Here is a 25,358-nt window from a genome sequence, read left to right as displayed (position 1 = left end):
GACTTGCCCGAGAAATCGAGGAGGACAAGATGGCATTATTGGAACGTCACGACACCGGCGCGGTTGCGCGACTGACACTGAACAATCCCGACAAGCTCAATCCGCTGAGCGATGCCATGCTAGCGGCGCTGCAGGATGAATTTGACCGGCTCGCCGATGACACGACGATTCGCGCCATCACTCTGTCCGGGGCTGGCAAGGTGTTCTGCGCCGGACACGACCTGAAAGAAATGACCGCAGGCCGTCAGGCCGAAGACGGCGGCAAGGCTTATTTCAAGGACTTGTTCGAACGTTGCGCGCGGATGATGATGTCGATCCAGAAGCTGCCACAACCCGTTATTGCTCAGGCGCATGGGATTGCCACCGCCGCAGGTTGCCAGCTTGTCGCGGCCTGCGATATGGCCATCGCTGCCGAAGGCACCCGCTTTGGCGTCAATGGTGTGAATATCGGACTTTTTTGTTCGACACCGATGGTGGCCTTGTCGCGCAACATTCCGCGTAAACAGGCCTTCGAGATGTTGACCACCGGCCAATTTATTCCCGCCGACAAAGCGGAAACGCTTGGTTTGGTGAACAAGGTTGTACCGCATGATCAACTCGATGCGGCGGCGCTGGAATTGGCGGAACTGGTGGCGTCGAAACTGGGGGCCGCGGTCAAGATCGGCAAAGAAGCCTTTTACAATCAGATCCAGATGCCGGTTTCCGAAGCCTATGATTACGCGGGCGATGTAATGGCGCAAAACATGCTTTACCGCGACACGGCCGAGGGCATTTCGGCTTTTCTGGAAAAACGTCCCCCTGATTGGAACCAGTAAAACCAGCAAAGGGCTGCGCAACCTTTCGGCTCAACTCCATTAATCTGTTGAAAGGATCTTGCTGACAGGATGATATCGATTTCATTCTGTTGCAGAAACCTTTCGACACAGGGCCCGATCTGCTATTCTGGCAAGCGTCCCGACAGGGAATTTTTATTGGATGGGAATTTTTACCATGAAAAATTGGATTGCGGTTGGCGCATTGACGCTTCAGGCCGGGTTGCTACAAGCCGCTAACCTGCCCGCTCCGGTCGACCATGACACCTTTCCAGAACCCGACATGGCGCGCGTCAAACTGGGTCAGCAACTTTTTTACGATCCGGTTCTTTCGGGCAACGAAAATATCAGCTGCGCCACCTGTCACCACCCCAAGTTCGGCAGTGCTGACGGCGTATCCTTGTCGATCGGCGAAGGCGGGACTGGATTGGGGCCAGATCGAAAGCTGCTCAACGGTGCCAATGTGGAAAACCGCGTGCCGCGAAATGCGCCTGCGCTTTGGAATGTCGGCGCGGTGGAATACACTGCCCAATTTCATGATGGCCGGGTTGAAGTCGAAGACGACGCCACATTTGGTTTCATGACCCCAAGGGACCGTCCGCTTGACCGGTTGATGCCATCATCCTTGGCTGTGCAGGCTTTGATGCCGCTGCTCTCTGCTGAAGAAATGCTTGGGCAGGACGGTGAAAACCCGGTCGCAGATGCGCTGGAGAGGGGAAATGAAAGAAAAGGATGGAAAATTCTGGCCGCGCGGATTGACGCCATTCCGGAATACCGGACCCAGTTCGATACTTTGATTGGTTCTGACACACCTGTCCATATCACCGATATCGCCATTGCCATGGCTGAATTCATCAATTTCGAATTCCAAGCCTGCGAAAGCCCGTTCGATGCTTATCTGGCTGGCGATGAAACGGCACTGAACGACAAAGAAAAGCGCGGAATGGACCTGTTTTACGGCAAAGCCGGGTGTGCAGATTGTCATTCAGGCACCTTTCAAAGCGACCAGGATTTTCACGCCATCGGCGTGCCGCAGTTCGGCCCAGGCAAAGGGGATGACGAACTGGATGACCGTCCCTATGTCGATCTGGGCCGCGAAATGGTGACCGGGGATCCGCGTGACAGCTATCGCTTCCGCACCCCATCGCTGCGCAATGTGGCGCTGACCGCGCCCTATGGTCATTCCGGGGCCTTTCCAACACTCGAAGGCATGGTGCGCCATCACCTAGATCCGGTGAAGTCCTTGGTCCAATATGACCGCAGGCAGGCCATCTTGCACGATGTTGATGTCATCAATGACTGGCAAGCCTTCGATGAAGGTCTGGAAGTCGCCTTCATCGCCGCCGCGATCGAACTGGAACCGACGGAGTTGAGCGATGGTGAAGTCGACGATATTCTGGCGTTCCTGAATGCGTTGACCGACGCGGAATCCACCAAAGGCCGTCTGGGTATCCCCGAAACAGTGCCCTCGGGCCTGCCTGTGGATCGCTGAGGGCTTCCCAAACCGCGCGGCTTGGCCTACATCGCGCGACATGGATAAAAAATTACATATCGTCGGCGGCGGAATGGCCGGTTCCGAAGCGGCATGGCAGGCCGCGAATATGGGCGTTCAGGTGGTCATCCACGAAATGCGTCCCGAAATCGAAACCTTTGCCCATCAGACCGGCAAATTGGGCGAAATGGTATGTTCCAATTCGTTCCGCTCGGACGATGACGAACAAAATGCGGTGGGCCTGTTGCATTGGGAAATGCGCGCCGCGAACGGGTTGATCATGGCGATGGCAGATCGCTGCCGCCTGCCCGCTGGCGGCGCCTTGGCGGTAGATCGAGAATCATTTTCCGACTTTGTTACCAACACGTTGATGGATCATCCCAATGTATCTGTAGAGCCGGGAGAGATCCGCGACCTGCCAGAAGATGGACATTGGATCATCGCCACCGGACCCTTGACCTCAAGCGCGCTTGGGACCGCGATTCAGGCTGAAACCGGGGCTGAACGGTTGGCCTTTTTCGATGCCATCGCTCCTATTGTTTATGCCGAAAGCATCGATATGGACGTGGCTTGGTTACAATCTCGCTATGACAAGGGCGAAACCGAAGAAGAACAAAAGGCCTATCTCAACTGCCCGATGACCAAAGATCAGTACGAAGCTTTCATCGACGCTTTGCTGGCCGCTGAAAAGACCGAATTCCATGACGGCGAAACCGCCGGATATTTCGACGGCTGCCTGCCGATCGAAGTCATGGCTGAACGCGGCCGCGAAACCCTGCGCCACGGACCGATGAAACCCGTCGGCCTGACCAACAGCCACAAACCTGAAGAAAAAGCCTATGCAGTGGTGCAGTTGCGCCGCGACAATACATTAGGAACGCTCTATAACATAGTAGGTTTCCAGACAAAAATGAAATACGGCGCCCAAACAGACGTGTTTCGGATGATCCCCGGGCTGGAACATGCCAGCTTCGCTAGGCTGGGCGGCATTCACCGCAACACCTTTTTGAACTCACCAACGCTGCTGGACGACCAGATGCGGTTGAAGTCGAAGCCAAATATTCGCTTTGCCGGTCAGGTTACCGGCGTCGAAGGCTATGTCGAAAGCGCGGCGATGGGGCTTTTGGCGGGCCGGCTGGCTGCGGCCGAAATCCTCGGCATCCACTTGGATACCGCACCGCAGGACAGTGCCATGGGGGCGCTCATCCATCACATCACCGGCGGTGCCGAAGCCAAAACGTTCCAACCCATGAACGTGAATTTCGGATTGTTTCGCCCGGTGGACGGGTTGAAAGGCGGACGCCGTGGTCGCAAAGACCGTTACAAGGCTTATACTGACCGTGCCAAATCGGAATTTTCTCAATGGCTTAAAGGTCAAGATGAATGAAATTCGCGACCCGGTTCGCACCTAGCCCGACCGGGCCGCTGCATCTGGGGCACGCCTATTCCGCTCTGCTGGCGCACGATACCGCGCGCACAGTGGGCGGGCGATTCCTACTCCGGATCGAAGATATCGATACCACCCGGTCACGCCCCGAATGGGAAGACCGGATTTACGAAGACCTGACATGGTTGGGCATCGAATGGGACGACACCCCGATGCGGCAATCTGATCGTCTGTCGGCCTACCTCGCCGCTCTGCACTCCCTGTGGGATCGCGGTCTGCTCTATCCCTGTCATTGCACCCGGCGCGATATTGTCGCCGCGTCAAGTGCGCCGCAGGAAGGCAGCGAACCGACCCACGGGCCTGATGGGCTGATCTATCAGGGCACCTGCAGGGTCGCCGCGCTCCGGACTGGTCCGATGCCAGAAAACACCACCTTGCGTCTGGATATGCAGGCTGCCCTGTGGCAACTGCCGACCGACACGTCGTTCGGGTTCGATGAAACCGGCCCTGTCGCGACCGACCCACCGTCGCGTTTAGGGTTCACAGCGCAGGACATGATCGCTACCGTTGGCGATATCGTCCTGTCGCGCAAAGATTTTATCGGATCTTACCATTTGTCAGTGGTGTTAGATGATGCAGTTCAGGGAATCAGTCATGTGATCCGGGGCAAAGACCTGTTCGAGGCGACCAAAATCCATGTCATCCTGCAACATCTGCTGAGTCTCGAGACCCCGATCTATACCCATCACAAACTAATCCGCGACGAGACTGGCAAACGTCTCGCCAAACGCGACGACGCCCGCGCCATCGCCAAATACCGCGCCGAGGGGGCAACACCACGGGACATCCGCCGGATGGTCGGTCTGTGATTTTCATCTTGCCCCCCGGTAGTCACTCAAAGCGCGACCGGGGCAGTGCCCGTTAAATTTCGGGCTTCATCAACTCGACTTCTTCGCCATTGCGCACCGCAGTGAAAAAACAACTGCGCCGGTTGGTGTGGCAGGCCGGTCCGGTCTGTTTCACCACCACCAGCAGGCAATCGCGGTCGCAATCGACCCGAAAATCGACCAGTTCTTGAACATGGCCGCTACTTTCGCCCTTGACCCAGAAGCTTTGCCGCGACCGGCTCCAATAGGTCACCTTACCACTGGCCAGCGTGCGTTCGACCGATTCCCGGTTCATCCAGGCCATCATCAGAACTTCGCCTGACGCGTCATCCTGAGCAATCGCAGGGATCAACCCATTGGCATCATACTTTAGTGTCGCAGCATCGAAGGACATGTGAAAAACCTTTTGCATCTTCGTATCCGCCGCCTATCTATGGGGAAGCGGCCAAAAGGAAAAGCCATGAGCGACACTAACGATCTGATTAAACTGTATTCGGCACGAATTTTGGAACTGGCCGCCAACATTCCGCATACGGATCGGCTCGATCATCCCGATTCCAGCGTCAAGCGTCGTTCGCCGCTTTGCGGCTCGACAGTGACGGTGGATATAACGCTGAAGGACGACAAGATTGATCAGTTCGGACAGGATGTCAAAGCCTGCGCCTTGGGTCAGGCTGCGGCCTCCGTTGTCGGGGCGCATATCCAAGGCTGCAACCGCGATCAGATAGAACGCGCTCGAGACGAATTGAAAGAGATGCTGAAATCCGACGGGCCGACACCCTCGGCCCCTTTTGACGGGCTTGAGGTGCTGCGCCCAGCACGGGAATACAAAAATCGCCATGCCTCGATCATGCTGGTTCTCGAAGCGACTCTAGAAGCCTTCGATCAAGCGCGTGACGCCAGCAACTGCGCCTGACCCCTTTGCCAAATTCCAAAAAAAACCGCCGCACACCCGTTTGGGTGGCGGCGGAGAAGATACACGGTCCTGTGCAGTTCCAGTGACCCGTCAAAAGGGAAGAGGCAATTCCCGGTGACGTGGGACAGGCAGTGTCACGATGCGCATCATGGGGACAGATCGCGCGACAGACGGGGCTGGCAGGACCGTGCGGGCAGAAACTCAGGCAATCAACGGCAGATGCAAACCGATCACGAACATGGTGATCAGGGCCGCCGCGCCAATCGCGTCGGACAACAGGGTATCTTGTGACCGGTCGATAATGGATTTGATTTCGCGAAACATGGGCGGCTCTCCTTGGCAACTCGCTTGTTGCCCTTTTGTTCTCATATCAATCGAGTCGAGTAAAGAACTTTTTGAGAACATTTGCGAACAAAAAGAATACGCGACCAGACTAAAAGCACCACATCAACCACAGGCAGCAGGAAAAATACAGGCTATCCAACTGAAATCAAACGAATAGCCTGATCTTGTTCCATCAACCACAGCAACACTCGCGCGGCTTTGCCTCGGGCGGAACCCAAAGTCGGGTCATCGGTCATCAGCTTGCGGGCATCGGATTGCGCCACGGCCATAAGCGCCGATTGCCGTTCCAGATCGGCGACCCGGAATCGCGGAACCCCCGATTGCGCGGTCCCGATCAGATCCCCCGCTCCGCGCATTTCCAGATCGACTTCTGAAATCCGGAAGCCATCCTCGGTATCGCGCAAGGTGGTCAGACGGCGTTCAGCGCTTTCGCTCAGCGGGGGCTGGTACATCAGCAGGCATGTCGATTCCGCGCTGCCGCGCCCGACCCGGCCACGTAATTGGTGCAGTTGGGCCAACCCGAAAATCTCGGCCCGCTCTATCACCATGATCGTGGCATTGGGCACGTTGACCCCGACTTCGATCACCGTGGTGGCGACCAGAACGGCCGTTTCACCGGACACGAAACGGGCCATCGCCGCGTCCTTTTCCGCTGGCGGCATCTGGCCATGGACCAATCCGACCACGCCCTCGCCCAAGGTCGCGCGCAACCGTTTGAACCGATCCTCGGCGGCGGTCAGATCGACGATTTCGCTTTCTTCGACCAATGGACAGACCCAATAGGCCTGCTTGCCCTCGGCGACGGCGCGGCGCAGATGGTCCACCACTTCGTCGATCCGGCCCGAGGATACCAGAACCGTTTTGATCGGTTTGCGACCGGGTGGTTTTTCATCCAGCACCGACACATCCATATCGCCATATTGCGCCAAGGCCAGCGACCGCGGGATTGGAGTTGCCGTCATCACCAAAACATCCGCCGCTTCGCCCTTCTTGCCCAATTCCAACCGTTGCCTGACCCCGAAACGGTGCTGTTCATCGACCACGGCAAGCCGCAGATCATTAAATTCCACGTCCCTTTGAAACACCGCATGGGTGCCGACCAGCATTTGGATATCTCCGCGCTCCAATGCCGCCAGCTTGGCCTTACGTTCTGCCCCTTTGTCCCGACCGGTTAGAATTTCCAGCACAACACCGGCTTCTTCGGCCAAGGGACGAAGCCCTTCGAGATGCTGACGCGCCAGGATTTCTGTCGGGGCCATCATAACGCCCTGCCCGCCCGCTTCCACCGCGAACAAGAGCGCCATGAAGGCGACAAGCGTCTTGCCCGACCCCACATCGCCCTGCAGCAACCGGTTCATCCGCAAAGGTGCCGCCATATCGGTCTGAATTTCACCAATCGCCCGCAATTGTGCCCCGGTGGGCCGATACGGCAATGCGGTCATCACCCGCGCCTGCAATGCGCCGGTGCCCTTGGTCCGGTGCCCCTTGGCCCGTCGCAGATTGCTGCGTGCCAGAGCCAGGGTCAGCTGATGCGCCATCAGTTCATCATAGGCCAGTCGTTCCCGCGCCGGTGCGGATGCGGCCAGATCTCCAAGACTATGCGGCGCATGGGCATCCCGAACGGCATCGGCCCAATCGGGCCAACCGGACTGCGCCTTCTGTTCCGCATCGATCCATTCCGGCAGATCCGGAACGCGGGCGATGGCAGACCGCACCGCTTTGGTCATCTGTTTCAAGCTAACCCCGGCGGTTAGCGGGTAAACCGGTTCAAAGGCGGGAATTTCTCCCGCTTCCGCGACCGGCAGGACGTGATCGGGATGCACCATTTGGGCAATCCCGTCGAACATTTCGATCTTGCCCGAAACCACCCGGCGTTCGCCAACCGGCAGCAGGTTTTTCAGGTATTCGCCACGGGCATGGAAAAACACCAGTTGGAAAGATGTCTGGGAATCTTCGACCGTCACACGATAGGCACCGCCACGCGACCTTGGGGCGCGATGGGGACCTACCGTCACCTCAACGGTCAAAACATCCGGCAGAACCGCACCCTGCACCGTGTCGCGCCTTGAGCGGTCGACGCCGGAATGCGGCAAGGTAAACAGCAAATCGCGTGGTCGGGTAATATCGAGATGGGTCAGGTTTTGCGCTGTCTTCGGTCCAACGCCGTCCAGCGTTTCCAGTCCCGCGAATAGCGGAAACAACTGTTCCGGACGCCCGCTCATAGCCCCTCAATCATCTCCAGCCAGGTGTCTTCGTCGATGGTTTCCACACCCAGATCCGCCGCCTTTTTCGCCTTCGATCCGGCCCCGGGTCCGGCCACCAGAAGATCGGTTTTCTTGCTGACCGATCCCGACACTTTGGCCCCCAACGCTTCGGCCCGCGCCTTGGCTTCGGCCCGGGTCATTTTTTCCAGCGTGCCGGTGAAGACAACCGTTTTACCAGCCACCGGGCTTTCTTTCATCGTGGGTTGTTCAAACTCTTGAGGCTCAACATGAGCTAATAAACGATTGAGTGCCGCTACATTGTCGTCATTAGCGAAGAAGTGAATTAGTGAATTCACGACTGCTTCACCATGCCCGACAAGGGGTAACATCTCTGAACAGAGAGCAGTGTCTTTTTTAATGTGACCCTCAAGCTTCTTTGATGCTGTACTCCAGCCCCCTAGAGTTTCCCAAAGGTGCTCTGGTTGAGAGAAGCCAAGGAGACCAGCAAATCGTGCCCAGTGAAACCGTATTGCATCTGTTTTAACAACCAGCGCACATTGAAACGCTTCAATGGTTCCGAACTCATTGATCGCTTGATCATACTTGTCAGGGTATTGTTTAGTGTTTTTAAACGTGAGTTCAAAAATCTGTTTAGCCTTGACGGCATCAACCTGGGTGAGGTTTCGGCCGAACACTTTACGAAGGTTACCTAAAAGACCAATTCCTGCTACGCCCTTGTATTTGAACAACTTGTTCCAAAAGTTCAGTTCAAACTCGCGTAATTCGCATGCTGTCTCAAATAACTCTATCCAGTTTGTGTTGTGTCCTGCAAATTTTGGGAGCCAAGTTGAGACCGCGAGTTCGATACGTTTATTTTTAACCGTTTCATTTGTTTCTACGATGGCGTTCCAACGCCGATGAAACAGAGCTAGATCACGAGAAACTTCTGAACCTATATGGCGGATACCAAGAGCGAAGATAAAGCGGGGAAGTTCGACGGTCTTTCTTCCACGAATGGACGCAAACAGATTGCTCGCACTCTTTTCTCCCCAACCTTCTCGATTGGCAAGTTTGGCTAAGTTTGCGTTGTCCCGAGCTTCTATGGTGAAGATATCTGCCGGTTCTTTCACTGGCAGCAAGTCGTCGGTGTAGAAATATTCCACCTGTTTAGCCCCTAGCCCTTCGATATCGAAGGCCGCGCGGGATACGAAATGTTTCAGTTTTTCAACAGCCTGCGCCGGGCAAATGATACCGCCAGTGCAGCGGCGCACCGCGTCTCCTTCTTCGCGTACCGCGTCCGATCCGCATTCAGGGCAGCGGGTTGGGAACACATAGGGTTCCGCATCCTCGGGCCGTTTTGAAATATCCACATCCGCCAGCTTTGGAATCACGTCGCCAGCGCGGTAGACCTGCACCCAGTCGCCGACCCGGATATCTTTGCCGCCGCGGATCTGTTCGCCCTTGGCATCGCGCCCGGCGATGTAATCTTCGTTATGCAAGGTGGCATTGCTGACCACCACACCACCCACCGTTACCGGTGCCAATCGCGCCACCGGGCTCAACGCTCCTGTGCGCCCGACCTGAATGTCGATCGCTTCCAGCCGGGTCCAAGCCAGTTCGGCAGGAAATTTATGCGCAATCGCCCAACGTGGCGTCGTAGATCGGAATCCCAGCCGTGCCTGCAGGCCCAGATCGTCAACCTTGTACACCACCCCGTCGATGTCATAGCCGAGTGTCGCGCGTTTCTGCTCGATCAACCGGTAATGAGCGATCATTTCATCGACACCATCGCAAAGGCGGGTCAAGTCATTGATATGAAAACCAAGCGCAGCCAGCCGCGCCATGGCCCCGTGCTGAGTATCGGCAAGGGGCTCTGACAACTCCCCCCAGGCATAGGCAAAAAACTTCAGCGGTCTTTCGCGGGTAATTTCCGGATTGAGCTGGCGCAGCGATCCGGCGGCGGCGTTGCGCGGGTTGGCAAATAGCTTGTCGCCTTTTTCCATCTGCCGCGCGTTCAACGCCTCAAAATCGGCGTGACTCATATATACTTCACCGCGCACTTCCAGCACGTCGGGTGCATTGGTTAAATGGTGCGGAATATCCGCAATTGTGCGGGCGTTTTCAGTGACGTTTTCCCCCACCTCACCGTTGCCGCGCGTTGCCGCCTGCACCAGCGTTCCGCCTTCGTAGCGCAGCGACAGGCTGAGTCCATCGATTTTGGGTTCCGCAGTATAGGCCACCGATTCGATGCCCCGACCAAGATATTTGCGGATGAAATCGTCAAATTCCTGCACGTCACCATCGTCGAAGGCATTGCCCAGCGACAACATACGCACCGCATGTGTCACCTTGCCGAAACCGTCTGCCGGAGCGGCACCAACCTGATCTGTTGGGCTGTCGCCGCGCTTAAGATGCGGAAAACGGTCCTCGATCTCGGCGTTGCGCCGTTTCAGTGCATCGTAATCGGCATCGGACAATTCCGGCGCGTCTTTGCGATGATAATCGATATTTGCCGCGGCCAGCAGGCGCGACAACCTTTCCAGCTCGGCTCTGGCTTCTTCTTCGCTCAGCTGATCGACGACTTTTTCCGACACGGTGCTGCGCCCCAAAAATACACTTTGAAAAGTGATACGGGCGCAGGCGGACGAGGTCCAGACCGGGTGTTCAGCTTTCAGGCCCCGATAGCGATCCGCGTCTCATCAAGTGCTTCCGGTTCCGGATCGCGCAGCACGTAACCACGGCCCCAGACGGTTTCGATATAATTATCGCCGCCTGTCGCAGTACTCAACTTTTTGCGCAACTTGCAGATGAAGACATCAATGATTTTGAGCTCTGGTTCATCCATGCCGCCATAAAGATGATTGAGGAACATTTCTTTGGTCAGCGTCGTTCCTTTTCGCAGCGAAAGCAGTTCCAGCATCTGATATTCCTTGCCGGTCAAATGCACAGTCTTACCACCGACATCCACGGTTTTCGCGTCTAGGTTTACATTCACCTCACCGGTGCGGATGACCGATTGCGCATGTCCCTTTGAACGGCGAATGATGGCGTGTATCCGCGCCACCAATTCATCGCGGTGGAAAGGTTTGGTCAGATAATCATCCGCCCCAAAGCCGAATCCCTTGATCTTGCTGTCGGTATCATCTGTGCCGGACAAGATCAGAATTGGCGTTTCCACCCGAGCCAAACGCAACTGACGCAACACTTCGTGCCCGTTCATGTCAGGCAGGCCCAGATCAAGAAGAATCAAATCGTAATCATAAAGTTTGGCCAGATCGATACCTTCTTCCCCCAGATCAGTCGTATAGACGTTCAGATTGGCATGGGTCAGCATCAATTCGATGCTTTTCGAAGTGGTCGGATCGTCTTCAACTAATAATATACGCATTATAATTCTCCATAATCGGCCCTAGACAGATTTCGCTGGAATTAACCGTGAACAAAAAAGGTTAACCGCCCGTTATCGCCGTAAGACAGATTATAGATACCTACCTATGGTTGTCTATACCTTTTCAATGTAGTCGCCTTTAACGCGTGCTCGCCATAGGTTGACATAGCCAAAGTCCATTCCCGGAATTCTTCATCGCTGAGCCCATAGCGAGACATGGCGTCATCTTTTGAAATCAAACCGTAAAGAACCCCACGCACCACTGCGGCTTTACGGCTGGCGACCCAACGGCGGGTTTTGGTCGAAGGCAAATCCGCCATGGTCATCACCGTGCCGTCCGGCAACCTTATCGCGCGCGGACCTTCCACCTTTTTCAGATACATTGTCCTGCTCCTTCTTTGATGCAAGGCAGTGTTGCGTTACAGGTTTAACGGGAAGTGAAAGCGGGCCTTGAGAGTATCTGCAATTTTCCTATATTCTCGCAGACTTTCCAGAGGAGTCGTTTACATGTTGGACGATAGCACCAAACTCAATTCGCTTGGCTTTGCCAAACCCCCGTCGGAAACACGGGTAGTGGTTGCGATGTCGGGCGGCGTCGACAGTTCCGTCGTTGCGGCGCAACTGGCGGAAGAAGGCTATGACGTGGTCGGTGTCACGTTGCAACTTTACGACCATGGCGCGGCTTTGGCCAAGAAAGGTGCCTGCTGTGCCGGGATCGATATCCATGACGCCCGCCGGGTGGCCGAAGAAATGGGCTTCCCCCATTACGTTCTGGATTACGAAAATATCTTTCAGGATGCAGTCATCGACGAATTCGCCGACAGTTATCTGGGCGGAGCCACCCCGGTGCCCTGTATCCGCTGCAATGAACGGGTGAAGTTCAAGGATCTGTTGCAAACCGCCCGCGATCTGGAGGCCGATTGCATGGCCACCGGTCATTACATTCAGCGCAAAAATGGGCCAAACGGCCCGGAACTGCACAGTGCTGCGGATGCAAATCGCGATCAGAGCTATTTCCTGTTTTCAACCACACCCGAACAACTGGAATACCTGCGCTTCCCGCTGGGCCATTTGCCGTCCAAGGATGCAACCCGGGCGTTGGCAGAAAAATACGGATTGGCGGTGGCCGACAAACCCGACAGTCAGGACATCTGCTTTGTCCCGAATGGTGATTACGCCAGCGTGATCGAAAAATTGCGCCCCGGCGCGGCGGAACCGGGCGATATCGTGGATTTGGAAGGCCATGTTCTGGGCCGGCACAAAGGTGTGATCCATTACACCATCGGTCAACGCCGCGGGCTTGGTATCGGCGGATTGAGCGATCCGCTGTATGTGGTCAAGCTGGATGTCGACGCAAAACAGGTCGTCGTTGGACCCAAGGAAATGCTGGCCACCCGCCGCGTACCGGTACGCGAAATCAACTGGCTTGGCGACGAACCATTCGAGTCGCGGCCCGAATGGCATCTGTCGGTCAAGGTCCGGTCCACCCGACCGCCACGCGAAGCGATCGTTCGGCCGCTATCGGCCACCGAAGCCGAGGTTGAGCTTCTGGCCCCGGAAGAAGGCGTTTCGCCGGGGCAGGCCTGCGTTTTCTATGAAACCGATGGCAGCCGCATCTGTGGCGGCGGTTGGATATGGAAAGGCTGAACGCGAACAGACCGGGATCGCAACGGATTTCGGTCTGTTTTCTGGATGATTAGACGACCGCTACCCCTGCCGATCGTTTGGCATGCCCGATCGCACCGTCGCTTCGACATGGGCGGCAAGCGTTTTGCGGTTTGGAAAATCGTCAACTGCGACCGGATCGTGATAAATTACGTCTACTTTTCCCTGCCGCGGCGCGGCCAACACCTTGAGCAGATGTGATCCGAAATCCATTTCGCCCCACCAGCCATAGAATCTGTCATCCGCCGCGTCTGGGGCATGATAGACAACGGTTACGGGTTGAATGTGCATCTCGTGCCTCAGGTGATCGCTGAAAAACGCCTGAAAAAGCGTTGATTTAAAAGGTAAAACAACCATTCCATCGGTCGACGTGCCTTCTGGGAAAAACAGCAACTTATGACCAGCCAGAAGCCTGTCCTCGAAAATTTGCTTCTGTGCTCTTGCCTCTTTTGGATCTCGGTTGATGAACACGGTTCCGGTCGCGCGGGCCAACCAACCGATCCCCGGCCACCCGGCGACTTCGGATTTCGATACGAAATAGATCCGCTTGCGGGCGTTCAGCGTGAAAATATCAAGCCAGGACGAATGGTTCGCCACCACCGCACCGCGCTGTTTCATCCATTGGCCTTGGGTGGCGAACCCCATCCCAAGAACGCGGAACGCATTGCGACAGACGAATTGAGTAACGTGCGGTGTAACCGGGCGTCGCAAGCCATAGATCGGACGTTCGAAAACGCGCACAAGCAACAAGATCAGCAAACCACCAAAGACAAGGATCGCCAACGCGCCGCCCCGCAGGGCGACCCGGACCCATCCCATCGGCGGAATCGGTTCGGGCGTGGGTTCCGGCGGCATGTCCCACGTTGAAGTCACCGCGCAACCCTTTTGGTATAAATGTTTTTCTGTTTTTCGTTCAGGCGTTTCGTATCCATGATCAGACACACATCCGTAGTGTTGAAACTGTGATCGACAAAGGCACCATCACCGACAAAACCACCCAGACGCAGATAGGCCTTGATCAACGCCGGCACTTCCAACATGGCCCGGCGCCGGTCGAGTTGATCATTGGGGACCAAATTCATATCCACATAATGATCCGGTTGCGCCCGTACCCGCAGATCTTCGGGTGCCAGATGATTGTGATAAAGCATCGATAACGGCTGCGCCAAGGAGTGCAGGTCGGTTCCGTGGAAGCTGGCCACACCGAACAGAACCTCGATCTCATGCTCGAAAACATAGGCTGCCAGCGCAGTCCACAGATGATGCATCGCCACCCCGCCCCGATAATCGGGATGCAGGCAGGATCGACCCAGTTCCAATAATTTGCGCCCGCTGTTTTTCAGAACGGTCAGATCATATTCATCTTCCGAATAGAACTGTCCCGCTTTCACGGCTTGATCGGAGCGAAGCACCCTGTAAACGCCGACCACCTGTTGCGAAGCGTCACCTTCACGGGCTTCATCGCGCAAGATTAGATGATCGAAAAATGGATCGAACTGGTCTTTTTCCAGCCCCTGATCATGATCGACCAAGGCACCCCCAGCGCCAAGCTCTTCGACAAAAACCCGGTAGCGCAGGTGCTGTGCGCTTTGTAACTCCGCCTCGGTTTCCGCCAGTTTTACAGAAAATTGCGGCGCGCTCATGGCCATCAGTTCTTTCTTATCCCGCATTAGACTGGGGTTTTAGGCAAGCAGGCGTGGCTTGGCAACCGGGCGCACCATTGCGAGCTTTCAAAGCCAAAATAACACTCTAGAGTGGTGTTAGTGATTTACTAACCTATCTCATTCATCAAAAACGGGTACCAATTCTATACGAGACCCCTCAATGACAACTTTTCCAGCTTCACGGAAATTAACCGTAATTTTACCGCCGATATTCGACTGCACCTGCCCGATGCCCCAATCGGGCTGGGTTGGATGTCGCACCCGCATTCCCGGTTCCAGAAAGCTATTCAGGTTCGTCATCATTTCATCCTTTCGGGGGAACAGACATGGAGCAGAATAATTCCTACTTGCCCCAGTTGATCGCATCGCGCCTTTGTCACGATCTTATCAGCCCGATCGGGGCGATTGGCAACGGATTAGAACTGCTTCAGATGGAACCCTCCACCCCCCATTCCCCGGAAATGCAATTGATTACCGAAAGTCTGGAAAGCGCCAATGCGCGAATCCGGTTTTTTCGTGTCGCTTTCGGGCTAGCTTCGAATGGTCAGATCCTAAGCGCAAAAGACGTGCAGCAAATTTTGAACGATTTGACGCGAAGTGGTCGCCTTTCGTTCGAATGGCTGCCGACCACGGACTACGAAAGGCGCGAAGCACGGGCAGTTTTTTTGGCGGTGCTTTGCATGGAAAGTGCGCTGCCGTTCGGCGGCAAGATCACAATTGACCAAGCTGCAGACCGCTGGCACATCCGGGGCAGCGGACGGCGGGTGGATTGGGATACGGCGCTGTGGCAAGGCCCTTGGCGCCCCGGCGACATCACCGCCAATCAGGTGCATTTTGCGCTGTTGCCCGACGCGCTGGAACAGCTCGGCCGGGCAGCAGAAGTCGAAGTCAGCGACGGCACCATCACCATCACGTTTTGAAACCGCTCAGTCGCGGATGCTGCCATCGCCTTCGACCAGATATTTGAAACTGGTCAACTGGGTTGCGCCGACCGGTCCACGGGCATGCATTTTTCCAGTGGCGATACCGATTTCGGCCCCCATGCCAAATTCGCCACCGTCGGCGAACTGGGTCGAGGCATTGCGCATCAGGATTGCGCTGTCCAAGCGTTCAAAAAACCGTGCTGCAACGGTATCATCTTCGGTAATCACGCAGTCGGTATGTTTGGACCCATAGCGGCGGATATGAGCGATGGCGTCATCGACATCCGCAACCACTTTGGCCGCAATGATACTGTCGAGATATTCCTTACCCCAGTCTTCTTCGGTCGCCGGGACGACACCGTCCACTGGCAGGCCTTCGGCACGCACCTCGACACCCGCCTCTAACAAGGCGCGGATCAGGTCCGCACCAAGAGTTTCGGCGATATCGGCATGGATCAGCAGACATTCGGCGGCCCCGCATATACCGGTACGGCGGGTTTTAGCGTTCAACACAACGCGTAAGGCTTTTGCCGGATCTGCGGCTTTATCGACGAAGATATGCACGATCCCTTCAAGATGGGCGAAAACCGGCACCCGCGCTTCGCGCTGCACCAATCCGACCAAGCCTTTGCCGCCGCGTGGTACGATCACATCGATAGTGTCGGTCATGGTCAGCATTTCCTGCACCGCTGTACGGTCGCGGGTCGGCACCAGTTGAATCGCGTCTTCGGGCAAACCCGCAGCTTTCAACCCGGCGACCAGACAAGCATGGATCGCCCGGCTGGAATGGAAACTTTCCGATCCGCCGCGCAGGATCACCGCATTGCCCGATTTCAGGCACAAGGCCCCGGCATCTGCGGTCACGTTGGGGCGGCTTTCATAGATCACGCCGATCACGCCCAGCGGCGTGCGGACCCGGCGGATATGCAGGCCCGTCGGCATATCCCATTCGGTGATCACTTCGCCCACCGGATCATCCTGCGCTGCCACCGCACGCAGACCGTTCACAATGCCCTGAATGCGATCTTCGTCCAGCTTCAGCCGGTCCAACATCGCCGGGCTCAACCCCTTGTCGCGGCCGAACGCCATGTCGTCGCCATTGGCCTCGATGATCTCGGCCCGATTGGACCAAACCGCATCGGCGGCCGCTTCAAGTGCTTGGCGCTTGGTCTCGGCACTGGCAAAACCCAGTTCCGCCGCAGCCACCTTGGCGCGTTTTCCGATCCCGGCCATCAGGGCGGGAATATCGTCGATGTCTTTCATGTCGTGGCCCTCGGAATCTTCCGTTCATTCTATCATGGCGTCCGGTCACAGCGCCATATCATCGCGGTGGATCAATGCGGCGCGGCCCGGATAACCCAGCAAATCCTCGATCTCGTCCGAGCGGTGTCCTTTGATGGTAAAGGCTTCCTGCGCGGTATAGCGCGTCAGCCCCTGCCCCAACTTGTGCCCATCCGGCCCAAGGATCGCCACCGGGTCGCCACGCCCAAACACGCCGGCGATCCCCGAAACGCCCGCTGGTAACAGGCTGTTGCCGCTTTGCAGCGCCTTGACGGCACCGGAATCCAACACGACTTCGCCCTTCGGTTTCATCGCCGCGATCCAACCTTTGCGGGCCTCAAGAGGATTGCCATGGGCAATGAACCATGTCGCGTTGGCACCGTTTTCCAGCGCCCGCAGCGGGTTCATCACCGACCCTTCGCTGATCGCCATGGCACAGCCCGCGCCGGTGGCGGTCTTGGCCGCCATCAGTTTGGTTTTCATGCCGCCCTTGGACAGGCCTGACCCGGCATCGCCCGCCATTGCCTCGATCTCGGACGTGATGGCGTCGATCACCTCATAACGCCGGGCGGTCGGGTCGGTTTGCGGATTGGCGGAATAGAAACCATCCACATCCGACAACAGGATCAGTTGATCCGCCCCGACGGTGACGGCAACCTGCGCGGCCAACCGATCGTTGTCGCCATAGCGAATTTCATCGGTCGCAATGGTGTCGTTTTCGTTCACGATCGGCACCACACCCAACCGGATAAGCGTTTCCAGCGTCGCGCGGCTGTTGAGATACCTGCGGCGATCAGCGCTGTCTTCCAGCGTCACCAGAACCTGGGCGGTAGTGATGCCATGCGGCGCAAGCACTTCTTCATAGGCGCGGGCCAGACGGATTTGCCCAACGGCAGCAGCAGCCTGAGACTGTTCCAGCGGCAATTCGCTGGCTGGCAGTCCCAGCACACCGCGTCCCAGAGCGATGGATCCCGAAGACACCAGAACCACATCCATCCCCAACCCCTTGAGCCAGACCAGATCTTCGGCCAATCCGCGCAGCCAATCGGCGCGTAACTGGCCGGTCTGACGATCCACCAGAAGCGCCGAACCGATCTTGATTACAACCCGTTGTGCTTGGCTCAGGGACGCCACGTTTCGTCCTCTTCTTCGGGGATCTTATGGCGCAGACGGTTGTCGTCGATCTGTGCGCGCAACGCCCGCAACACGGTGTCGGTTCCTTCGCCCGAAACCCCTGACATCAACAGGACCGCGCCGCCGCAGGCCTCTTCCATTTCAGCCTTCAGGAACTCGCGTTCTTCTTCATCCATCGTGTCGATCTTGTTCAGCACCGTCACCCGTGGCTTGTCGGCCAAGGCCCCACCATAGGCTTCCAATTCGCCTATGATGGTATGGTAATCCTCGATCAATGTGCCTGAACTGCCATCGACCAGATGCAGCAGAACAGAACAGCGTTCGACATGACCAAGGAAAAGATCCCCCAAACCGCGGCCTTCGCTGGCCCCTTCGATAAGGCCCGGAATATCCGCGACGACAAATTCCACCCCGTCAATGCCCACCACACCCAGATTGGGATGCAACGTGGTGAACGGGTAGTCAGCGATCTTCGGTCGTGCGTTCGACGTGGCGGCTAAAAAAGTCGATTTGCCGGCATTTGGCAGCCCCAACAGGCCAACATCGGCGATCAGCTTCAACCGCAGCCAAAGGGTCCGTTCGACCCCTTCCTGCCCCGGATTGGCCCGGCGCGGCGCTTGGTTGGTGGAACTTTTGAAATGCAGGTTGCCCCAGCCGCCATTGCCGCCTTTGGCCAGCAACACGCGCTGACCGATTTCGGTCATATCGGCGATCAGGGTTTCTTCGTCCTCATCAAGGATTTCGGTCCCCACCGGCACCCGCAGGACAATGTCGTCACCATCCGCCCCGGTGCGTTGCCGCCCCATGCCGGGAATACCGTTATTGGCAAAGAAATGTTGCTGATAGCGAAAATCGATAAGCGTATTCAGCCCATCGACCGCTTCGACCCAAACAGAGCCGCCAGTGCCGCCATCGCCGCCGTCGGGGCCGCCATATTCGATATATTTTTCGCGGCGGAAACTGACACAGCCATTCCCACCGGAACCCGAACGAATATAGACCTTTGCGAGATCAAGAAATTTCATACGTCTCTCCTATCGCAAAGGCCCGGGGATGCTCAATCCGGTCTTTGCTTAATCCAATCGACAGCTATAGGTCCAGGTTGCGACCTTGGCGTTGCGGGCAACCGAAAAAGTTTCGGCGTCACCCAGATATTCAAAACCGCAATTGGTCAAGACCCGCGCCGACGCCGCGTTGTCCTGAAACACTTCGGCAAACAGCGTATTGCAGTTCTGCGGATTGGCTTCAATCAGGGCAGTCACAGCTTCTGACGCGATGCCAGTATTCCAATATGGCGGGGCCACCCAGTAGCCGATCTGAGACTGATCGCGATCCATGTGTTGCAACGAAATGATTCCCATCAATTCGCCGGCATTCGATTTGGTTCCGTCGATCGCCCAGACATCTTCGCTGCGCGCATCCGACAACGCGCGGGCGATGAAAGCGTCTGCCGCCCCCGGCGGCAGCGGATGTGGAATCGACCGGGTGAAGCGGGCAACACGCTTGTCGCCGCCATGCATTTCAATCAATCCCTTATCCGATTTGCGCAACGGGCGCAGATCGAACCGTTCCGTTTCGATGACCGCCTGTTGCGGCACAGTTTCGAGCATCATAAACATACTCCTCCAAATAGCATTCACCGACCTACGTGGTACGTTCCCGGTTCCTCCAACCGATTGGAACGCCAGAATAGTTCGTCGAGATGTCAAACAGATGGCAATGGTACGATCTGAAACAAGATCGTCCGCCACTCAATCTTTCGTGCGGTTGCCGCCAAATTTCATTCAGCCATAAGTCCTTAAAACGGAAAGGGGGACCGGCATCTTAGCCGATCCCCCAATTTCGTCATCCGAAACGATCGGCTTATTCGGCGGCCTCCGCGGCTGGCATGACCGAAATAAAGGTGCGGCCCTTCAGGCCTTTGTGGAAAGTCACCTTGCCTTCGATGGTGGCAAAGATCGTGTGATCCTTGCCCATGCCAACGCCTTCACCCGGCCACCATTTGGTGCCGCGCTGACGCGCGATGATGTTGCCCGGAATGGCTGCTTGGCCACCGAAGAGCTTGACGCCAAGGCGGCGACCAGCAGAGTCGCGACCGTTACGGGATGAACCGCCAGCTTTTTTATGTGCCATGGGGTGTCTCCTTTAACCTATCTTACTTCGCCAGCTCGTTGGCCTGCTCAACCCATTCGGGTTTAACTTTGACTTCGAACGTATCGACGTCAACAGCAGCCAGCTGTGCAAAAGTGGTGATGCCGGCTTCGGCCAGCTTCTTGGCGGCGGCCGGACCGACACCGGTGATGGTGGTCAGGTCGTCGGCACCCGCAGCGGCGGCCGGCGCGTCGGCCTTGGCTGCAGCGTTCTTGGCGGGTTTGGCAGCGGCAGGAGCCGCAGAAGACGAAACCGAACCGGCACCGATGGCAGCCTTGACGCCCGACGCATCCGCGCCCGAGGCCAGGATGTCGGTGATCTTGATCAGCGTCAGTTGCTGACGGTGACCTTTGGTGCGCTTCGAGCTGTGCTTCCGGCGACGCTTGACGAAATGGATCAACTTTTCGCCTTTGATCTGATCGACAACTTCGGCCTGAACCGCAGCGCCATCAACCAAAGGCGCGCCGACGACCATATCGTCCCCGCCCAGCATCAGAATTTCATTGAATTGGATTTTTTCACCCGCATCGGCAGCCAGCTTTTCAACACGGAGCATATCGCCCGATTGAACCTTGTACTGCTTGCCGCCGGTTTTTAGGACCGCAAACATATGCTTTTCCTTCGTTTTACCGCGTTCTTTGGTCCCCAGTCATGGGAGTTTCGGCACAGGCCACCGCGAACAGCGCGTCTTGTCAGACAGTCATTACAACAAACAAGGGCAGAGAAAACCCTGCCCGAGATGGGCGCTTATTGTCGGTTCGGCCCCAGAAGTCAAGCCATATTGACCAGCCTGCCCCGAAGTTTCGCGAACAAGCACAAAGGCATCGCACCCGAAGTGGATTACGACGGACGCCTCAAAGCGTTTCGCCCTGCATCTGCCGTGCCAAGGCCATCCCGAGCGAAAGCGAAATCGCCTTGTACATCTCGTCAAATCCGGCAAACAGCGCCCGATTCAACGCCTGTCCTTCAGTGGTTTTGGACAAATCGACATAGGATGCGATCGCCTCAACATTCAACGGTTCATAGGCGACCATCAGAAAGGAAAAGAGCCAATCCCGGGTCTCGACCCGCGTGTCATCTTCTCCGGTCCAGACTTCGCGCAAGATGTCTTGTTCCGACATGGCGAAGGCACCACCTTCTACAAGTCCGCGGTAAAACATGAAATTGGAATTCAAAGCGCCCGTCACGTTATATTCGATCAACTCATTGGCCTCGACATAATCCGCAATCGCCTGCAGATGCGGATCATAGGGTTCCTGTCGTTCGTGAAACAGTTCCAAGGCCTTGTCGCTGACGGCTTCGTCCAGAAAGGCACGACGGGTTTGCACCTCCAGTGCCACGATCTTTTGGCCGGTCTCGCTGGCGAAGAAATCCAGCAACGGCGCAGCATCGGCATCACCGAAACTTGCTTCGAATTCGGCCTGTACGATGGTCCGCATCTTTGCCGGATCATGAATGCGCCGTGCAATGTTCTGCCAGCCCGGTCCGGTTCCCCCCGGCAGCATGTCATCGGCCAGATCGTCACTGTAAACGAGCCCTTCTTCGCGCATCACCTCGAACATTGCGTCCATCGACAACAGGTCGAACAACGCCTCAATTTCGATCCGCGACGCAGCCACGGCGGACTGAGCGCTCAAAACGAACAGACTTAAAATAAACAGGATTTTTCGCATCGATCCTCCGGGCGGGATAGGCGGACGGATCGACATAGGAAACGACCCTTACTGTGGCGGTACTTGTTCATTACACCTAGCGCAGGTGGCAGGCTGGCTCAAGCTTGGCCGCATGGTTTCAGACAAAACCACCGACCAAACAGGACGGTTACCCCCCCTACCCCCAGAAAGAACAGCGATGCGGTGCCGCCATTCCCGGCCGTGACGGTTCTTTGAGAAGCGGTCCGAAAAAGTTTTGCATTTCGCACGAAACGCTCTTGCCACCCAAAGAAAGAGTGATTAAACGCACCTTCCACAGACCCCCGCGGAGAGGTGCCGGAGTGGTCGAACGGGGCGGTCTCGAAAACCGTTGTGGGTGCAAGCCCACCCAGGGTTCGAATCCCTGTCTCTCCGCCACTTGCCGTTGATTTCATTGAGAAATCAGGCGGGACGCAAAGTCTACTAACAATCTACTTATGTTTTTCAGCCAGTTACTTTTTGTTCTATCTACGTTAGGACATCACTATGCACATTCTTTCTGGTCCTAACCGCGACGAGTTTTTGGCGGTCCCACAACTGATCCGGTTCGACTATTCCGCAGGGCGTGATGGCCAAGAACCGACTCTACTCATCAAGGGCAGCACCTTACTTATTAAATACATAGTCCTCGGAGCACGAATGCAACTTGCGTTTGCATCTTGCGAAGGACGACTTCTGTATGCGCTGCGTGTGTTTGATGATGAAAACGACGGCGGCATACTTTGGTCGGTCGCTGAGCGCCAAGAGGAATTGGATGCCATTCGCGGCTTGGCGCAAGCGCAACCGATGGTCGCGTTCTTGTTCAATGAGATTGCCGTCAACGTAGCGTGGAACGATTATCCCCCAATAGAAACTGCGGAAAGGCTAATTAACCTTTCTCAAGGTTCATCGCTAGGCGATGTCGATCACAGAGCGGTCAAGGGCAAAGCAGCGAAACTCTTGGACAAGCTGGGCAGCAGTGACGGCGCAAACGTTGATTGGATGATACTCGAAATCGGTGGCAAGAATGATTGGAAGCCCATACGCAACCACTTCATAACGGCTGCGGCCAATTCAAGTCTTATAGACGTTTTCGATCAAGACGAAGGCAACCAGCAAGAACAAATCGGCATCTGGCTCACAGACAGTCTTCACCCTTCGGGTGCCTATCATAGTCCGCAGCGCCCCTACAAAAAGAACGAGACGCGTGAACTCACCGACATTTTGTTGAGTTACGACTACGGTGCTACGCTGGTTGAATCCAAGACGCTTTCCATACTTGCTCGCGAACGGCTCCCTTCGCGGCCAAAACTTCAACGGGATGTTTCATCGCATATTGATAAGGCGTTCAAACAGCTTCGAGGCGGAATCAGGAAGCTAAAGGAAGGCGAAGAAATAACTGACCGTGATGGGAAAGTTCTTTCTATCACACGCGACAAACCTGCGCACGCAATCGTTCTGATACCAGACTTGGATCTCATTGAAGACCCACAGAAATACGGCCTTGAGTTCATCAAGAGTTTTATGGCTGAAACCGGCGGCTTCCCGCACTTGCTAGACATTTCGGAATTACTGCGGGTGGTTCAGGCGGCGGAGATGATGGCAGCACGCGGTGAAACAACGACACCTATGATGGCATTCGACTACTATCTAATTGAGCGCGCAAAGAAGGCCGCAAACGCTGGAACACTTTGCATCGAAGTCTTGCTACGATTCGTTGAAGAATAGACGGGCAAGAGAAACCCCGGTTGCGACGGTGAACGCAAACCGGGGTCAGTTGCCTTTGGCACTTAGGGAAAGCTTGTCAGGGGTGTTTGCACAGGGCCGCAACGGTGGGACGGTCCGCAACGGGTAGTGCCCACAGAGGCACCGCCAAGACCGCCACGGCGGCAAGGTCAATGTCGCCTAGCCCTTCCCCCGGTCAGAACGTCCAAGACGCTCTGTGAGGGCGACGACAGGGCCAGCGTCAGCACGTCGGGCAGGTCTACGCCTAGCCGGTGAACACCGCCATGATATGCCGCCCCTCAGGGCATCACCAACTTTCGCGCGTTTCTCAGACTTGCGAGAGATTGATCTGTCTCGTCGTGGTCATCGACGCATCGTTCTATCCGCACGGATGGCGGCGCCCGCAATGTCTGCAATATGACACAGCTCCGTTCTGCCGCGTCCAGCAAGGCGTTCAGGTGCGCCTTTGGCACCCCGTTTTCTGACCTGATGTCGACCATAATCTGCGCGGATTGAAATCCGACAGGCACGTTATCGCCTGTCATGAGTGTTCCACGTACGTCTGCACCTAGACTGACCTTCACTTCGAGATGCGCAAGCTCAATCCCCTTGAGATTGGCAATCATGCGGATCGCGGTGTCAAGACAACTTGCCAAAGCGGCGGCCAAAATTTCACCGGGGCATGGAAAATCACTTTCACCACCGACGGCCTTGTGGACGGATACGGGTATATCCAAGGGGATCCCTTCGCCGCAAACGACATGCGCATGAACTGGATGTGTTGCCGGGACCTCTGCGTCTACCGTCCGGGCGTGATCATGCACCCAAGCCGCGTCGGGCGCGCTTTGATATCGGGTGCGCAGGGGCATTTGCCTATCGAGAGCGCTAAGCGAGCCAGCATCTGAGAATGAACGGATATGACCGAGGTGTTTGGAATCAAGTGTCATCTTACTGCCCCCGCCCAAAACCCGGAACGAATGCGGGCACTTCGCGCCGGTACTCCAGATAGTCATCGCCCATCTCGGCGATCAAATCCTTTTCTTCCAGATGCAATACGGCAATGATGATGTACCCGGTTGTCACCACTGCGAACAAAAGATGCCCAATGGTCATGACGGGGGCGGCCCAAAAGGCGATCAGAAAACCTGTCATTATGGGATGACGCACCAGTCTGTACAGACCGACCTTGATAAATCCCGGTCGGGTTGCCTGCCGGGTCCGCAGGTTCGCATAGATTTGTTTCAGGCCAAACAGATCGAAATGGTCGATCATGAAAGTGGAACTCAGAACGATCAACCATCCGACCCAAAAGAGCAAAGACACCACCGATCCTGCAAGTGTATTGGCCAAGTTCCAAACCGGCATCGGTATCGGTTGCCAGAATACGAATATCAGGATCAGGGCAACGCACGTCGTCAGGATGTAGGTGCTGCGTTCGGCGGCCCTGGGAATGATTTTCATCCAAATCCGCTTGAAGGCTGGGCGGGCCATAATGCTGTGTTGCAGAGCAAAGACTGACAATAGCGCCAGATTGATCACAATGGACACAGCCACAGGCCCCTGCGTACCGGAATCAATGGATTTGGGCACAAGGAGGTTTCCGACAAACGCAATGGAATAAAGGAAAGTCACCAGAAAAATGACGTAGGTGACGACACCGTAGATGAATGTAATTGAGCGGCCCATGCCGACCTCCTTTCATCAGGAATTTACC

General features: G+C 56.2%; 26 protein-coding genes and 1 tRNA gene. 9 read left to right on the top strand and 18 right to left on the bottom strand.

Translation table 11 applies throughout. The features are described 5' to 3' along the window. The first annotated feature begins 29 nt into the window (after window positions 1-29). The 4 genes from TG4357_RS00715 to gluQRS all read left to right on the top strand — a co-directional run bounded on the left by TG4357_RS00715 (window position 30) and on the right by gluQRS (window position 4,560). A complete protein-coding gene (locus TG4357_RS00715) occupies window positions 30-815 on the top strand; it encodes an enoyl-CoA hydratase (protein ID WP_058260953.1) in 786 nt (261 codons plus the stop codon). Between the two features lie 175 nt (window positions 816-990). Then, window positions 991-2,304: a cytochrome-c peroxidase gene (locus TG4357_RS00710; protein WP_058261147.1), complete on the top strand. Its 1,314-nt coding sequence runs from the start codon at window positions 991-993 to the stop codon at window positions 2,302-2,304. Between the two features lie 40 nt (window positions 2,305-2,344). Further along, complete coding sequence (gene trmFO / locus TG4357_RS00705) at window positions 2,345-3,691, top strand: methylenetetrahydrofolate--tRNA-(uracil(54)-C(5))-methyltransferase (FADH(2)-oxidizing) TrmFO (protein ID WP_058260952.1); 1,347 nt, start codon at window positions 2,345-2,347, stop codon at window positions 3,689-3,691. Further along, window positions 3,688-4,560, top strand: a complete 873-nt coding sequence (gluQRS, locus tag TG4357_RS00700) for a tRNA glutamyl-Q(34) synthetase GluQRS (RefSeq protein WP_058260951.1) — start codon at window positions 3,688-3,690, stop codon at window positions 4,558-4,560. The genes trmFO and gluQRS overlap by 4 nt, the downstream gene beginning before the upstream one ends. A 52-nt stretch (window positions 4,561-4,612) precedes the next feature. On the opposite strand, the gene hisI is transcribed toward gluQRS, so the two are convergent. After that, window positions 4,613-4,990 carry a phosphoribosyl-AMP cyclohydrolase gene (gene hisI / locus TG4357_RS00695; RefSeq protein ID WP_058260950.1) on the bottom strand — a complete coding sequence of 126 codons (378 nt, stop codon included), beginning with the start codon at window positions 4,988-4,990 and terminating at the stop codon, window positions 4,613-4,615. Window positions 4,991-5,038: 48 nt separating this feature from the next. On the opposite strand from hisI, the gene TG4357_RS00690 reads away from it, so the two are divergent. Continuing rightward, window positions 5,039-5,494, top strand: a complete 456-nt coding sequence (locus TG4357_RS00690; RefSeq protein WP_058260949.1) for an iron-sulfur cluster assembly scaffold protein — start codon at window positions 5,039-5,041, stop codon at window positions 5,492-5,494. Between the two features lie 201 nt (window positions 5,495-5,695). Here the strand turns inward: TG4357_RS00690 and TG4357_RS19905 are convergent, their stop codons facing one another. The 5 genes from TG4357_RS19905 to sciP form a co-directional block, all read right to left on the bottom strand. Continuing rightward, entirely contained in the window at window positions 5,696-5,818 is a 123-nt protein-coding gene (locus TG4357_RS19905; RefSeq protein ID WP_267886183.1) for a hypothetical protein, read from the bottom strand. A gap of 152 nt (window positions 5,819-5,970) precedes the next feature. Then, complete coding sequence (gene recG, locus TG4357_RS00685; protein ID WP_058260948.1) at window positions 5,971-8,061, bottom strand: ATP-dependent DNA helicase RecG; 2,091 nt, start codon at window positions 8,059-8,061, stop codon at window positions 5,971-5,973. Next, window positions 8,058-10,613 carry an NAD-dependent DNA ligase LigA gene (gene ligA, locus TG4357_RS00680; protein WP_074646799.1) on the bottom strand — a complete coding sequence of 852 codons (2,556 nt, stop codon included), beginning with the start codon at window positions 10,611-10,613 and terminating at the stop codon, window positions 8,058-8,060. The genes recG and ligA overlap by 4 nt, the downstream gene beginning before the upstream one ends. Window positions 10,614-10,714: 101 nt before the next feature. Further along, the gene (ctrA, locus tag TG4357_RS00675) at window positions 10,715-11,431 is read right to left on the bottom strand and encodes a response regulator transcription factor CtrA (RefSeq protein ID WP_058260947.1); all 717 of its coding nucleotides are present in this window, start codon (window positions 11,429-11,431) and stop codon (window positions 10,715-10,717) included. 104 nt (window positions 11,432-11,535) lie between these two features. Beyond that, complete coding sequence (sciP, locus tag TG4357_RS00670; RefSeq protein WP_058260946.1) at window positions 11,536-11,814, bottom strand: CtrA inhibitor SciP; 279 nt, start codon at window positions 11,812-11,814, stop codon at window positions 11,536-11,538. A gap of 124 nt (window positions 11,815-11,938) precedes the next feature. Between sciP and mnmA the strand changes: the two genes are divergently transcribed. Next, window positions 11,939-13,078 carry a tRNA 2-thiouridine(34) synthase MnmA gene (mnmA, locus tag TG4357_RS00665; RefSeq protein WP_058260945.1) on the top strand — a complete coding sequence of 380 codons (1,140 nt, stop codon included), beginning with the start codon at window positions 11,939-11,941 and terminating at the stop codon, window positions 13,076-13,078. Window positions 13,079-13,138: 60 nt separating this feature from the next. On the opposite strand, the gene olsA is transcribed toward mnmA, so the two are convergent. The 3 genes from olsA to TG4357_RS00650 all read right to left on the bottom strand — a co-directional run bounded on the left by olsA (window position 13,139) and on the right by TG4357_RS00650 (window position 15,060). Beyond that, window positions 13,139-13,951, bottom strand: coding sequence for a lyso-ornithine lipid O-acyltransferase (gene olsA, locus TG4357_RS00660; RefSeq protein WP_058260944.1), 813 nt, complete (start codon window positions 13,949-13,951; stop codon window positions 13,139-13,141). A 14-nt stretch (window positions 13,952-13,965) separates the two neighbouring features. Then, window positions 13,966-14,745, bottom strand: coding sequence for an L-ornithine N(alpha)-acyltransferase (gene olsB, locus TG4357_RS00655; RefSeq protein ID WP_058261145.1), 780 nt, complete (start codon window positions 14,743-14,745; stop codon window positions 13,966-13,968). A 132-nt stretch (window positions 14,746-14,877) separates the two neighbouring features. Beyond that, window positions 14,878-15,060, bottom strand: coding sequence for a DUF3553 domain-containing protein (locus tag TG4357_RS00650; protein WP_058260943.1), 183 nt, complete (start codon window positions 15,058-15,060; stop codon window positions 14,878-14,880). A 26-nt stretch (window positions 15,061-15,086) separates the two neighbouring features. On the opposite strand from TG4357_RS00650, the gene TG4357_RS00645 reads away from it, so the two are divergent. Beyond that, window positions 15,087-15,680: a histidine phosphotransferase family protein gene (locus TG4357_RS00645; RefSeq protein WP_058260942.1), complete on the top strand. Its 594-nt coding sequence runs from the start codon at window positions 15,087-15,089 to the stop codon at window positions 15,678-15,680. Window positions 15,681-15,686: 6 nt separating this feature from the next. Here TG4357_RS00645 and TG4357_RS00640 read toward each other — a convergent pair whose 3' ends face one another. From TG4357_RS00640 to TG4357_RS00610, 7 genes are all read right to left on the bottom strand, one after another. Then, a complete protein-coding gene (locus TG4357_RS00640) occupies window positions 15,687-16,946 on the bottom strand; it encodes a glutamate-5-semialdehyde dehydrogenase (RefSeq protein ID WP_058260941.1) in 1,260 nt (419 codons plus the stop codon). A gap of 45 nt (window positions 16,947-16,991) precedes the next feature. After that, window positions 16,992-18,098 carry a glutamate 5-kinase gene (gene proB, locus TG4357_RS00635; RefSeq protein WP_058260940.1) on the bottom strand — a complete coding sequence of 369 codons (1,107 nt, stop codon included), beginning with the start codon at window positions 18,096-18,098 and terminating at the stop codon, window positions 16,992-16,994. After that, entirely contained in the window at window positions 18,086-19,123 is a 1,038-nt protein-coding gene (obgE, locus tag TG4357_RS00630) for a GTPase ObgE (protein WP_058260939.1), read from the bottom strand. The genes proB and obgE overlap by 13 nt, the downstream gene beginning before the upstream one ends. A gap of 48 nt (window positions 19,124-19,171) precedes the next feature. Continuing rightward, a complete protein-coding gene (locus tag TG4357_RS00625; RefSeq protein ID WP_058260938.1) occupies window positions 19,172-19,711 on the bottom strand; it encodes a GNAT family N-acetyltransferase in 540 nt (179 codons plus the stop codon). Between the two features lie 250 nt (window positions 19,712-19,961). Continuing rightward, the gene (rpmA, locus tag TG4357_RS00620) at window positions 19,962-20,231 is read right to left on the bottom strand and encodes a 50S ribosomal protein L27 (RefSeq protein WP_058260937.1); all 270 of its coding nucleotides are present in this window, start codon (window positions 20,229-20,231) and stop codon (window positions 19,962-19,964) included. 22 nt (window positions 20,232-20,253) lie between these two features. After that, entirely contained in the window at window positions 20,254-20,859 is a 606-nt protein-coding gene (locus TG4357_RS00615) for a 50S ribosomal protein L21 (protein WP_058260936.1), read from the bottom strand. 244 nt (window positions 20,860-21,103) lie between these two features. Further along, window positions 21,104-21,922 (bottom strand): DUF2059 domain-containing protein, encoded by an 819-nt coding sequence (locus TG4357_RS00610; RefSeq protein ID WP_058260935.1) that lies wholly within the window; start codon window positions 21,920-21,922, stop codon window positions 21,104-21,106. Between the two features lie 306 nt (window positions 21,923-22,228). Here TG4357_RS00610 and TG4357_RS00605 point away from each other — a divergent pair. Both TG4357_RS00605 and TG4357_RS00600 read left to right on the top strand, forming a co-directional pair. Next, window positions 22,229-22,318: transfer RNA gene (locus TG4357_RS00605), tRNA-Ser, on the top strand. Window positions 22,319-22,426: 108 nt separating this feature from the next. Further along, window positions 22,427-23,647: an SGNH/GDSL hydrolase family protein gene (locus tag TG4357_RS00600; RefSeq protein ID WP_058260934.1), complete on the top strand. Its 1,221-nt coding sequence runs from the start codon at window positions 22,427-22,429 to the stop codon at window positions 23,645-23,647. A 296-nt stretch (window positions 23,648-23,943) separates the two neighbouring features. Here the strand turns inward: TG4357_RS00600 and TG4357_RS00595 are convergent, their stop codons facing one another. After that, the gene (locus TG4357_RS00595; protein WP_074646778.1) at window positions 23,944-24,591 is read right to left on the bottom strand and encodes an OsmC family protein; all 648 of its coding nucleotides are present in this window, start codon (window positions 24,589-24,591) and stop codon (window positions 23,944-23,946) included. 1 nt (window position 24,592) lies between these two features. Beyond that, a complete protein-coding gene (mddA, locus tag TG4357_RS00590) occupies window positions 24,593-25,330 on the bottom strand; it encodes a methanethiol S-methyltransferase (RefSeq protein WP_058260932.1) in 738 nt (245 codons plus the stop codon). Between the last annotated feature and the right edge of the window lie 28 nt (window positions 25,331-25,358).

Origin of the sequence: Thalassovita gelatinovora, from assembly GCF_001458355.1 — a bacterium.
Classification (GTDB): Bacteria; Pseudomonadota; Alphaproteobacteria; order Rhodobacterales; family Rhodobacteraceae; genus Thalassobius; species Thalassobius gelatinovorus.
This window is presented reverse-complemented; position numbering and strand designations above follow the sequence as displayed.